Origin of the sequence: Metapseudomonas otitidis (assembly GCF_900111835.1) — a bacterium.
In the GTDB taxonomy this organism is placed as follows: Bacteria; Pseudomonadota; Gammaproteobacteria; order Pseudomonadales; family Pseudomonadaceae; genus Metapseudomonas; species Metapseudomonas otitidis.
This window is the reverse complement of record NZ_FOJP01000011.1, coordinates 234,993-247,427: the sequence shown is the minus strand read 5'-3', so window position 1 is coordinate 247,427 and position 12,435 is coordinate 234,993. Positions and strand designations below refer to the sequence as shown.

10 protein-coding genes are annotated in these 12,435 nt (G+C 65.9%); 7 read left to right on the top strand and 3 right to left on the bottom strand.

Annotation, left to right across the window (positions count from 1 at the left end):
• Positions 1-27 precede the first annotated feature (27 nt).
• Positions 28-786, bottom strand: coding sequence for a thioesterase II family protein (locus BM198_RS16150; protein WP_074971321.1), 759 nt, complete (start codon positions 784-786; stop codon positions 28-30).
• Between the two features lies 1 nt (position 787).
• A complete protein-coding gene (locus BM198_RS16145; RefSeq protein WP_074971319.1) occupies positions 788-1,006 on the bottom strand; it encodes an MbtH family protein in 219 nt (72 codons plus the stop codon).
• A gap of 399 nt (positions 1,007-1,405) precedes the next feature.
• On the opposite strand from BM198_RS16145, the gene BM198_RS16140 reads away from it, so the two are divergent.
• Positions 1,406-1,966, top strand: coding sequence for an RNA polymerase factor sigma-70 (locus tag BM198_RS16140; protein ID WP_074971343.1), 561 nt, complete (start codon positions 1,406-1,408; stop codon positions 1,964-1,966).
• A gap of 306 nt (positions 1,967-2,272) precedes the next feature.
• Here BM198_RS16140 and BM198_RS16135 read toward each other — a convergent pair whose 3' ends face one another.
• Complete coding sequence (locus BM198_RS16135) at positions 2,273-3,277, bottom strand: GNAT family N-acetyltransferase (RefSeq protein ID WP_074971317.1); 1,005 nt, start codon at positions 3,275-3,277, stop codon at positions 2,273-2,275.
• A gap of 567 nt (positions 3,278-3,844) precedes the next feature.
• On the opposite strand from BM198_RS16135, the gene BM198_RS16130 reads away from it, so the two are divergent.
• The 6 genes from BM198_RS16130 (at position 3,845) to BM198_RS16105 (ending at position 12,427) form a co-directional block, all read left to right on the top strand.
• Complete coding sequence (locus BM198_RS16130; protein ID WP_074971315.1) at positions 3,845-5,155, top strand: nucleotide sugar dehydrogenase; 1,311 nt, start codon at positions 3,845-3,847, stop codon at positions 5,153-5,155.
• A 152-nt stretch (positions 5,156-5,307) separates the two neighbouring features.
• The gene (locus tag BM198_RS16125; protein ID WP_074971313.1) at positions 5,308-6,735 is read left to right on the top strand and encodes a mannose-1-phosphate guanylyltransferase/mannose-6-phosphate isomerase; all 1,428 of its coding nucleotides are present in this window, start codon (positions 5,308-5,310) and stop codon (positions 6,733-6,735) included.
• Between the two features lie 98 nt (positions 6,736-6,833).
• A complete protein-coding gene (locus BM198_RS16120) occupies positions 6,834-8,348 on the top strand; it encodes a glycosyltransferase (RefSeq protein WP_074971311.1) in 1,515 nt (504 codons plus the stop codon).
• Between the two features lie 15 nt (positions 8,349-8,363).
• On the top strand, positions 8,364-9,512 hold the full coding sequence (locus tag BM198_RS30655; protein ID WP_074971309.1) for a PilZ domain-containing protein: 1,149 nt from the start codon (positions 8,364-8,366) through the stop codon (positions 9,510-9,512).
• Between the two features lie 42 nt (positions 9,513-9,554).
• A complete protein-coding gene (locus BM198_RS16110) occupies positions 9,555-10,976 on the top strand; it encodes a tetratricopeptide repeat protein (RefSeq protein WP_244165703.1) in 1,422 nt (473 codons plus the stop codon).
• Entirely contained in the window at positions 10,973-12,427 is a 1,455-nt protein-coding gene (locus tag BM198_RS16105) for an alginate export family protein (RefSeq protein ID WP_074971305.1), read from the top strand. The genes BM198_RS16110 and BM198_RS16105 overlap by 4 nt, the downstream gene beginning before the upstream one ends.
• Positions 12,428-12,435: the final 8 nt, after the last annotated feature.

The window sequence follows — 12,435 nt, the reverse complement described above, 5'->3', positions numbered from 1 at the left end:
CCCGGCACGACGGCCGCGCCGGGCGGCTCAGCCGGCCGCTAGCGGAACCTGGCGCGACGTGCGGGCGCGCAGGCGCAGCAGGTGCTGCTCGGCGTAGCGCTTGAGGGTGCGCAGCACGGCGGCCTCCTGTTGCTGGAGGAAGAAGTGGTGCCCCTCGAACAGGTCGAGGGAGAAGCCGGTGGCGGTCTCGTCCTGCCAGTCCAGCAGCTCATCCACACGCAACTCGTCGGCCTTGCCGCCGAGCACGTGGATGGGCGCCTGCAACGGCTCGCGCCGGCGGTAGGCGTAGCTGCCGGCGACGAGGAAGTCGGCGCGCAGGATGGGCAGCGTCAGGCGCAGCAGCTCCTCGTTGGCCAGCGCCTCCTCGGGGGTGCCCTGGAGGCTGCGCAGCCTGGCGATCAGCTCGGCGTCGCTCTTGGCTTCGCGGTAGTCATCGACGTTGCGCCGGGCCGGGCCGGCGGTGGCCGAGGGGAACAGCGCCAGGGGCTCGGGCAGCCCCTTCTCGCGCAGGGCGTGGGCCAGCTCGAAGGCGAGCAGCCCGCCCAGGCTGTGGCCGAACAGCGCGTAGGGCTGCTGCACCTGGGGCGCGACCTCGCGGGCGAGCTGCGCCACCAGCGTGTCGAGGCGGGTGTGCAGCGACTCGTCCATGCGCATGCCGCGCCCCGGCAGTTCCAGCGGCTGCACCACCAGCCAGGCGGGCAGGATGCGCCGCCAGCGGTTGTAGGCCATGGCGCTGGCGCCGGAGTACGGCAGGCAGAACAGGCGCAGGCTGATCGGCGCGCTCACCTCAGGCCACCCCTTTGGCCTGTTCCATCTGCTTGCGCAGGCTCAGCGGGCGCATGTCGGTCCAGTGCTCCTCGATGTACGCCAGGCACTCCTGCTTCAGCCCGCTCTTGCCGGCAGCGCGCCAGCCGGCGGGGATGGCCTTGTAGTCCGGCCAGATCGAGTACTGCTCCTCGTGGTTGATGACCACCTGGAACACCACGTCATCACGATCGAACACCATGTCTGTCTCCTCATGCGGGTTGGGCCGGGCGACCTGCCCGTGCTTGCACTGAGGAGTACGGATGGCGAACGGGAATAATTAGCGGTCCGGAGTGGGCTCTCAGGCCCCGGTCGACGCGTCGCCTGTCATCACGGCGAGGGGCCGGCTCCTGTAGGCCAGTCCTACAGCCCTTCCTACTCCTCAAGCCCCCGCGCACATTCTTTTTTCACAACCGCCGTCCCGGTTCCGTCATGGCCCCGCAACACGCTGGAAACCTCGGTGTGATCTGCTTCGTTTCGATGTGAATTGCTTATCTATCGCATTTGACAATGATTATCATTGGTCATAATTTGTTACCCCGCTGAACGGGAGCCCACAGGTAACCGGGCCCTATGCCTACCCATGTGCAAGGTGATTTCCATGACGGATCAACTCTCAACTAGCCGGTTTGATTCCCCACTTCTGCAGGTCTTCATCGACAATCGCTCCATCCTAGTGAAGATCGCGATGCGGGTGACCGGCTGCCGGACCCGGGCCGAAGACGTGGTGCAGGACGCCTTCTTCCGCCTCCAGTCGGCGCCGAGGATCACCAGTTCGATCAAGGCCCAGCTCAGCTACCTGTTCCAGATCGTGCGCAACCTGGCCATCGACCACTACCGCAAGCAGGCCCTGGAGCAGCGCTATGCCGGCACCGAGGAGGAAGGCCTCAACGTGGTGGTGATGCAAGGCGCCTCGCCCGAGGCCTCGCACATCAACTACGCCACCCTGGAACACATCGCCGATGCCCTCGGCGAGCTGCCAGCCCGAACCCGCTATGCCTTCGAGATGTACCGCCTGCACGGCGTGCCGCAGAAGGACATCGCCAAGGAGCTGGGCGTCTCGCCGACCCTGGTCAACTTCATGATCCGCGACGCCCTGGTGCACTGCCGCAAGGTGACCCGCGCACAGAACGACGCCGAACAACCCGAACGCATCGCCTGACCCTCCCGCCTGACGCGGGGCTTCCCTGCCCCGCTCCTTCCCGCCAACCCACACCCCGTCACCTGGGCTTATGCCCGGGATCTGCATTGGGGGGACTCCCGGACTGAAGTCCGGGCTACGGGTAGCACCACCCTGTAGCCCGGGCTTCAGCCCGGGAGTGGCATAGCGCAACCCCAGCCCTTCCCTGCCAATCCCCACCCCGTCGCCTGGGCTTACGTCCGGGATCTGAATCGGGAGGATTCCCGGACTGAAGTCCGGGCTACGGGTAGCGCCACGCTGTAGCCCGGGCTTCAGCCCGGGTGCGGCTCAGGCCAGCGTGCAGCGGTCGAAGAAGCGCTCGCGGCTGATGGCCATGAGGGCGGCGCGCTTGTGGGGGAAGTCGAACTCCTTCTCGCGGTAGAACCCCAGGCCCTGCATGTGGCCGATCATCCGCGCGTTGTCGGCGCGGGGCTCGGCCACCACGCGACGGGTGCGCGGGTCGTCGAGGAACAGGTAGTGGGTCAGCCCCGCCAGCCAGGCGGCCACCTTGTGCGGCCCGCGATGGTGTTCCTCCCCCACCAGCATGTGGATGCCCCGGTCGTAGTCGTCCACTGCATAGAACGGCGCGATGCGGTCCTCCTTGGCCCAGTAGGCCTCGAAGTAGGCGAACGGCTCGTCGTCGAAGCAGCCCACCAGGGTCAGGGTGTGCGGATCGTCGGCCAGGCGCTGCAGGTAGGCACGGTGATGGTCGAGACTGCCGCCCTCCTGCCAGAACGCCAGCACCCGGGGTGAGTTCTGCCAGCGGTTGAAGCGCTCCAGATCGGCCTCGATGTCCAGCGTGCGCAGGGAGAACCAGGCCCCCAGCCGCGCGTCGAAACGCCGATACACCTCGCCACTCGGTTTGGGCGGCCGGCGTGGGTGGCGCCGCCCTTCGCTCATCACCAACCGCTCCGGGTATGCCGGCTGCGCCTGCACCCAGGGCGCCGGCCGCTGCCAGAACACCCCACGCTCGCACACGAACACGCCAGGCTCCTGCGCCGGCACCAGCCAGCCCTCAGCCAGCGCCTCTGCCGGAGCGACGCTCAACTGCCAGCGCAACGCCTGGCACCCAGGCTCACGGGCGAACCACAGGTAGCTCGCCAACCCCAGCGCATCAGCATCGGGCAGCGCAGGCTGCAGGGGTTTGAGCAGCGGCTGCTCGCCGGGCTGGGCGCCCAGCTCCAGGAGGGGCTGGCCATCCAGAAACAGGTGCAGACGGTCTTGGGATTCGTCGACGTCGAGGCGCCGCCCCCCAGGCAGGGGCAGGCTCGACAGGGGATGCTGTCGGGACATGGTGAGGCTCGCGAGTGATTGACTGTCCCTGATGAAACGCGGCGGACGACATGGAAATTAGGCAGGACCGTTCAACGGACACGCCCTGTAGAACATGCAGTCGACAGCCCTCACGCGCCTCTGCATCTACTTGAGAACAACTTAAACAACAATAAAGCGCGCTCCGAATAACAAAATTTCCAATTTAATAAGTGCGCATCAAAACAACTAAAACAAACAATCCAGCCAATTTAAAAGTACCGCTCACACCTGGAATTTTCCTACTCTGAAACACAGTTTTTTATAGCGAGTCGCGCTATAAAATAGATATTTTATTGACGCCAAAAATTAGGCGAGTTTGCGTATGATTTTTGACGCCATGTAAAATGCGATTTTTAAGTTATTGATTTAAAAGGGAAATAAATTTTTTTCGACCAAGTGTTGAATACTGCAATTAATTCCTCTTAGTCTGGAAGAAGGTGCTTAATTCAGCCAGTGAAACATCCTCCAGAAGTGTCAGATAAAAACTACAAATGACAGCAGTCCTCCATGGAGGGGTGGCGATTCTTTTATTGTGCAGAGGGATATATGCAGATCAGCATTTTTGGTCTCGGTTATGTAGGCGCAGTCTGTTCGGCCTGTTTATCTTCCCGGGGACATGAAGTTGTAGGAGTTGATGTTTCCCGACAAAAGATCGATCTGATCAACACAGGAAAGTCACCCATCGTCGAACCGGGTCTCGAAGAACTGTTGCGCAAGGGGGTCGATGCGGGCTTGTTGCGCGGGACCACCGATGTGCGGGAAGCCATCATGGCCACCGACATGTCGTTCATCTGCGTGGGAACCCCGAGCAAGCGCAACGGCGACCTCGACCTGGTCTACCTGGAAGCCGTGTGCCGGCAGATCGGCGAGGCGCTGCGCGGCAAGTCCACGCGTCACACCGTGGTCGTGCGCAGCACCGTGCTGCCGGGCACCGTGAAGAACGTGGTGATCCCCCTCATCGAGGACTGCTCCGGCAAACGTGCCGGTGTCGACTTCGGCGTTGCCACCAACCCGGAGTTCCTCCGCGAGAGCACGGCGATCCAGGACTACGACTACCCCGCCATGACCGTCATCGGCGAACTGGATCGCGAGTCCGGCGACCTCCTCGAAGAGCTCTACCGCGAGCTGGACGCGCCCATCATCCGCAAGCCCGTGGAGGTGGCGGAGATGATCAAGTACACGTGCAACGTGTGGCACGCGGTCAAGGTGAGCTTCGCCAACGAGATCGGCAACATCGCCAAGGCCTGCGGCGTCGATGGGCGCGAGGTGATGGACGTGGTCTGCCAGGACCACAAGCTCAACCTGTCCCGTTACTACCTGCGCCCGGGCTTCGCCTTCGGCGGCTCCTGCCTGCCCAAGGACGTGCGCGCCCTGACCTACCGCGCCGGCGCCCTGGACGTCGAGCACCCGATGCTCGCCTCGGTCATGCGCAGCAACAAGGTCCAGGTGGAGCGCGCCTTCGACCTCGTCACCGCCTACGAGAAGCGCAAGATCGGCCTGCTCGGCCTGTCGTTCAAGGCCGGCAGCGACGACCTGCGGGAGAGCCCGCTGGTGGAGCTCGCCGAGATGCTCATCGGCAAGGGCTACGAGCTGAAGATCTTCGACCGCAACGTCGAGTACGCCCGCGTATTCGGCGCCAACAAGGACTACATCGAGTCGAAGATCCCCCACGTGTCGGCCCTGCTGCGCAAGGACCTGAACGAAGTGCTGGACGACTCCGACGTCATCATCCTCGGCAACAACGACCGCCAGTTCGGTGAAGTCCTGGCATCCGTTGCACCCGACAAGCAGGTCCTGGACCTGGTGGGTTTCATGCAGACCCCCAGCGGCCAGGGCAAGGAAGGCATCTGCTGGTGACCCCTGCCGCAGCGGTGCGTACCACCGCTGCGGCGTGACGCGACAGGCTGCCACGGGGCCACCACCGGCCCCACCGAGAAGCACGCCGTCGCCAGGCAACACGACGTTGAACGCCCTTGTGAACTGACTCTTGAACGCCCGGGAGAGACGGCATGATTCCGCTCATCTTGTCCGGCGGCAGTGGCTCGCGCCTCTGGCCGCTATCGCGCAAGCAGTATCCGAAACAGTTTCTTGCCCTGGTCGGCGAGAACACCCTGTTCCAGCAGACCGTGGAGCGCCTGGCCCTCGAAGGGCTCGAGCCGCCGATGGTGGTCTGCAACGAAGCCCACCGCTTCATCGTCACCGACCAGTTGGCCGGCATCCGCAGGAAGGCCCAGTCCATCCTGCTGGAACCCTTCGGCCGCAACACCGCGCCGGCCGTGGCCATCGCCGCCCTGACGCTGCTCGAAGCCGGGCGTGACGAACTACTGCTGGTGCTGCCGGCCGACCACGTCATCGACGACGTCCAGACCTTCCACAGTGCCCTGGCACGCGCCCGACTGGCGGCGGAGCAAGGCGCCCTGGTGCTCTTCGGCGTGCCGGCCACCAGCCCGGAGACGGGGTACGGCTACATCCGCACCGCCTCCCACGGCAATGGCTTGCCCGAGGGCGTGCTGCCGGTGGAGCGCTTCGTCGAGAAGCCCGACCTGGCCACGGCCCGGCGCTTCGTCGAGGCGGGCAATCACTTCTGGAACAGCGGCATGTTCCTGTTCCGCGCCAGCCGCTACCTGGAGGAGCTCAAGCAGCACGAGCCTGGCATCTACGAGACCTGCCAGGCAGCCCTGGCCCGCAGCGAGCAGGACCTCGGCTTCCTCCGCATCGACCCGGCGAGCTTCGAGCACTGCCCCGACGACTCCATCGACTACGCCGTGATGGAGCACACCCGGCACGCCTGCGTGGTGCCCCTGGACGCCGGCTGGAGCGACGTCGGCTCCTGGTCATCGCTCTGGGAGATCCAGCGCAAGGACGCCGCCGGCAACGTCACGCGCGGCAACGTCGTGCTGCAGAACAGCCGCAACAGCCTGGTCCACAGCGAGCACAAGCTGGTCACCCTGGTCGGCCTGGACGACGTGGTGGTGGTGGAGACCAAGGACGCCGTGATGGTCGCCCACAAGGACCGCGTGCAGGAGATCAAGCAACTGGTCGGGCACCTGGCGGAGCAATCCCGCCCCGAGGCCGAGAGCCACAGCCGGGTGCACCGTCCCTGGGGCGCCTACGACAGCATCGACGAGGGCACGCGCTTCCAGGTCAAGCGCATCACCGTGAAACCGGGCGCCAGCCTCTCGCTGCAGATGCACCACCACCGCGCGGAGCACTGGATCGTGGTGTCCGGCACAGCCTTCGTCACCTGTGACGACAGGCAGTTCGTGCTCAGCGAGAACCAGTCGACCTACATCCCGGTGGCCTCGGTTCACCGCCTGACCAACCCCGGGAAGATCCCCCTGGAGCTGATCGAGGTGCAGTCCGGCAGCTACCTGGGCGAGGACGACATCAAGCGGCTGGATGACGTCTACGGGCGCACACCGGAACTGATGGACTGAGCGCAGCGGGGCCCTCGCGGCCCCGTTGCGGGGAGGCACGGATGCCAAGCGGCGCGCGTGCCAATGGAAGTCGTATCGAACGAATGGAGTAGTACTGGATGCACGCTTCAGACGCCGCGTCCTGCGGACGCCTGCGCAAGCTGATCGGTTGGACGTGCCTGTTCGCGCTGGTCGCCCTGGCCTCGGAGATGGTGGCCCCGGAGTACCTGGACCCGGCCCACCACAAGTTCATCTTCATCATCGGGGCCATCGGCATCTGGCGTTACAGCAACGCGGCCATCCACTTCCTGAGGGGGATGTACTTCCTGCACTGGAAGTTCCCGCGCATGCGCAAGCAGGTCGAGGCGATGGGTGACGAGGCGCTGCCGGACCACCTGTTCATGGTGGTGACCAGCTTCCGCATTCCCACCACCACCACCTTCAAGGTCTATCGCTCGGTGTTCCAGGAGGTGCAGCGCCTGGGCGTGCCCTGCACGGTGATCGCCTCCATCGTCGAGAAGGGTGACGAGAACTTCATCAAGGCGATCATGCGGGACGAGGTGCGCGAGCGCAGCGACATCAGGCTGATCATCGTGCGTGCCCGCGGCACCGGTAAGCGCGATGGCCTGGCCCACGCCTTCCGTGCGCTGTCGCGGCAGATGCCGCTGCAGAACTCGGTGGTGGGCGTGGTGGACGGCGACACCATCATGCTGCCCGGCTGCGTCGAGCGGGCGGTGAAGATGTTCGCCCTGCTGCCCAGCGTCGGCGGCCTGACCACCAACGAATACTGCGAGGTGGAGGGCGGCAAGCTGGTCAAGGAGTGGCACACCATGCGCTTCGTCCAGCGGCACATCAACATGTGCTCCATGGCCCTCTACCGCCGCGTGCTGACCCTCACCGGCCGGCTGTCGTTCTTCCGCGCCAGCGTGATGACCGACCCGGAGTTCATCCGCGACGTCGAGGCGGACTTCCTCGAACACTGGCGCCTGGGGCGCTTCCAGTTCCTCACCGGCGACGACAAGTCCTCCTGGTTCAGCCTGATGCGCGCCGGCTGGGACACCTTCTACGTCCCCGACAGCCACACCCTGACCGTGGAGCATCCGCCGGACAGCAACTTCTTCCGTGCGACGCGCCAGCTGATGTTCCGCTGGTACGGCAACTCACTGCGGCAGAACTTCCGCGCCACCAGCCTGCTGGGCCGGGATCGCCTGGGGGCCTTCACCCTGTACGTGCTCTACGACCAGCGCCTGTCCATGTGGACCTGCCTGATGGGCCTCACCGCCTCGGTGGCCGCCGCCCTGCTGTTCGGCGTGCAGTACCTGCTGGTGTACCTGTTCTGGGTGCTGCTGTCGCGGACGCTGGTGACGCTGCTGTTCCACTTCAGCGGCCACCCGGTGGATGCCCTGTATCCGTTCGTTCTCTATTACAACCAGATCGTGGGTTCGATCATGAAGGTGTACGCCCTCTTCCACATGGACCAGCAGAGCTGGACCCGCCAGAAGACCACCCTGAGCAACCGCGGCGTCAGCTTCGACGTCCGGCTCAACCGCTGGTCCTCCAAGGCCATGATGTTTTCCTCCATCGCGATCTTCCTGGGCGTCGTTTCGGTGCTCCTCGAACTCACTCAAATCTAAGCAGGCGCGACAGCCATGAGCAGCACGACCCTCGTACCCGAAAACGTCATCCACGAAGCCATCGACGAGCGCCAGCACGTGCGCACCCGCATTCCCGCCAAGGTCATCCTCAGCGGCGGCGGCCTCACCGGCCTGGAATGCGACATCCAGGACATCTCCCTCGGCGGCATCGGCCTCATCCATGCCCAGCCGCTCAAGCTCGGCACCCTGATGAACGCCTCCATCAAGCTGCGCCTGGCCAAGCTGGACCTGAACATCGACGCCAAGCTGAAGATCGTCTCCCAGCGCGGCAACGAGGTCGGCGCGCAGTTCGTCGAGCTGGACGCGCAGAAGCGCGACATCCTGCGCTACATCATCTCGTCCTACATGTCCGGCGAGATCGCCGACATCAACGGGCTGTTCAACGTCATGCAGCGCGAGAACTACATCAAGGAGCGCAAGCAGAAACACGCCCTCGCCCGCACTCCGCTGGACCGCCTCAAGGCCGCCGCCGGCACCCTCGCCTTCAGCCTCATCGGCCTCGCTGCCCTGGGCATCGTCAGCTACAAGGCCTACCTGCTGTTCTTCCGCATCCCCGCCGCACAGGCCACGGTGAGTGCCGACGCCTACGTGCTCACCATGCCGGAGAACGGCTACGTCAAGTACCTGCTCAAGCCCGGCCAGCGTTCGGTCACCACCGGCGAGCCGCTGGCCAGCATCTCCACCCAGCTGGCCACCAGCTTCACCAGCCCGGCGGACATGGCCGCCCTCTCCAACCTCGCCCCCGGCGATGTCCAGGCCCTGCTCAACCGCGCCACCGTGGAGACCCTGATCAACAGCCCCTGCGACTGCGACCTGTACTTCCCCAGCCGCCGCCTGGACGGCTTCAACTACAAGCAGGCCCCCCTGGTGCACCTGCTGCCGAAGGACGAGGACCTCGTGGTGCGCGCCAGCGTGCCCTTCGCCAAGCTGCCCGATATGAACCGCGTGCGCGCAGTGGACATGAGCGTGTACGGCAGCGACCAGGTGATCGCCGGGGAGATCGTCGCCTCCAGCGTCGACGCCCAGACCCAGAGCGTGGTGCTGACCCTCAAGCCCGAGCAGCCCCTGCCCCGCGAGGCCTACCAGCAACCGGTGGCGGTGGACTTCTACCTCGGCCTACCGCTGCTCGGCGCCACCCGCTGAGGCCAGACGATGAAGGGGAAATCCACAGTCCTGGTCGCAGCGATGCTGCTGGGCTGCGCCGGTCCGGCCGGCGCCGTCCAGAGCCTCGAACAGATCCGCTACGCCCTCTACAAGGACCCGAACGCCGACGTCATCGCCGACCTGCGCAGCCTCGCCGAGCGCGGCGACCTGGCGTCCAAGCTGCTGCTGGGGGACCGCCTCGCCGCCGGTGATGCCGCCAACGGCGAAGAAGCCCTCGCGCTGTACAAGGAGGCCTTCGCCGAGGGCCGTGGCGAGGTGCTCGCGCTGTCTTCGCTGAGCCGCCTGCTGGAGCGCAACCCGCGCATGCGCAAGGCCAATGCCGGCTACGTGCGCGAGGCGCTGGACCGATTCCCCCATGCCCGCGACCCGCGCACCCTGGATGCCGCCCTGGAGATCTTCCTGGTCTTCCCCGAGTACTTCCAGGCGCCCCGCGTGGCCAAGCTGATCGGCCTCTACGAGTCGTCCTGCCTGGAGTTCTGCCGGCCCCAGCTGTACAAGGCCGTGCTCGCCGAACGCCAGGGCCGCCGCGACGACGCCGAGCGCGAGTACCGTGCTGCGGTGTTCGTCGACACCCGCGCCGTGCTGCGCTACTACGACTTCCTCGGCGACGCGCAGGACACCGCCTTCCCCGCCTTCGCCAAGACCCTGTTCGAGCACAAGGAGCGCCTGCCCGTGGAGGCGGTGCACCGCATCGGCACCCTGCTGGACAGCATCTACTCCACCCAGAGTGGCCTCATCGCCATCGAGAACCGTGCCCTGCGGGAGGCCGACGCAGGCCTGGAAGGCGACGCCAAGACCGAGGCCAGCGCCGCCGACAAGGCTCGCGCGGAAGCCCAGGCCAAACTGCTGGCGCAGACCAATGCCGAAGTCCGCGCCTGGCTGGACAACGCCATCGAGCGCAAGTGGGTGCCGGCCATGGTGAGCAAGGTCAACAACATGACCTCCTCCCCCCAGGACTTCACCGCCGACGAAGCCTTCGCCCTGATCGAGCGCATTGCCCGCACCGACCCGCTGCGGGCCAAGGCCCTCAAGGCCTCGGTGCTGATGGTCACCAACTGGCTGACCCTCGACCCGGAGAAGGCCCATGGACTGATCCAGGAACTGCTCGACGCCAACTACCCCGAAGCCCAGCTGCTGCTCGGGGACCTCTACAGCCGAGGCGGCCTCGACGAGCCGGACCTGGACAAGGCCCTGGCGATCTTCCACCAGCAGGCGCTCAACGGCTCGCCCTCGGCCTACTACCGCATCGCCAGCCTCTACAACTTCGGCCGCGCTATCTGCCACGACAAGGTCAAGGCCCACGCCTACGCCGAGGCCGCCAAGGGCCTGGGCGAGTTCCGCGCCAACGGCCTGCTGAAGCGCCTGGAAAAGGAAATGAGCAGCGACGAGCTGCAGCGGGCCACCCTCGCCCGTGACGCGATCTACAAGGAGTACCGCCTGTGAACGAGTGGAAGGCACTGCTGTGCATCGGTGCCGTGACGGTCAGCGGCGCGGTCGCGGCCGCCGAAGAGGACGCCTTCGGCCCGGCCGCGACACCCGCCGAGCCGGCTGCGCTTTCGCTGGACACCCTGCCCCCGGTGACCTCGGAGTTCTTCAACAAGCTCACCCTGCAGGGCGGCTACGGCCCCGAGGACTCGGTGCTGGGCGCCGACCGCAAGGGCTTCTACAGCCTGCGCTACGAGCCGAGCTACCACTGGTATTCCCCGGAGAAACGCTGGGCCAGATGGGAAGTCTTCGGCCGCGCCTGGATCAACTACGACTCCAGCCAGTCCGCCACGCCGCTGCAGGACGACAACTTCCAGCAGAGCACCCGCAACGAACGCCCGGAGCACTTCTACAGCGAACTGCGCGAACTCTATGTGCGCCGCAACCTGCTGGGGGACGACCCGCGCTTCTCCTTCTCCGCCGGGCGGCAGCGCTTCTACGACACCTACGGCATCTGGTGGGACGACAGCATCGAATCGCTGCGCTTCGATTACCGCGACGCCTTCTCCCATGGCTTCGTCGCCGTGGCGCAGAAGTTCTGGAACTACAACACCGACGTCAACAGCCTCGACCCCACCGAGGAGAACACGCGCTACGCCATGGGCGAGTACGCCTGGCGCTGGAGCGAGCGCAACTGGGTCGGCGCACGCGTGCTCCACGAGGACGACCGGAGCAACGCCGACCCCGACGACGCCCAGGACTTCACCGGCACCCGCGCCGGGCTGTTCTTCAGCGGCGACGACCTGCGCGTCAGCCCGCTGTTCAGCGACTACCACCTGGAAGCGGTACGCCTCCGGGGGCGCACCCGCACCACCGACGCCGACGGCGTCAGCGAGCGGGGTGACAGCCGTGGCTGGCTGATGCTGGGCGAGGTCGGCAAGCGCTTCCACGACGCGCCCTGGGAACCCCGGATCGCCCTGCGCGCGGGCCTGACCGACGCCCCGGACAACGAGGCCGACGGCTTCCGCCTGAACCGCATCCAGTCCGACCGCATCGTCAACCCGTCCAGCTACAGCACCCGCCTGGTCAGCTCCTTCGTGGCCCTGAACATGCGCAACCTGAAGTACTACGGCGTGGCCCTGGAAACCCGGCCCACGGCCCGCAGCTCGCTGGACATCCGCCTGAGCGACCTCTACCTGCGCGATGCCGACGGCGACCTGCCGGTGCGCGTGGACCAGCAGCAGGCCCGCGACCGCCGCCAGGCGATCCGCGCCGGACGCGGCAACGGCCAGCGCGACGTCGGCCAGGTGCTGGACCTGAACTACTACTGGAAGATGTTCCCGCTCGCCTACGAGGGCAAGCACCTCGACCTGAACGCGCTGGTCAGCGCCAGCTACCTCCGGGCCGGCGACGCCCTGGAGAGCGGCGACGACTTCCAGATCTCCTTCGGCCTCGTCATGCGCTACTGAGGGAGCAT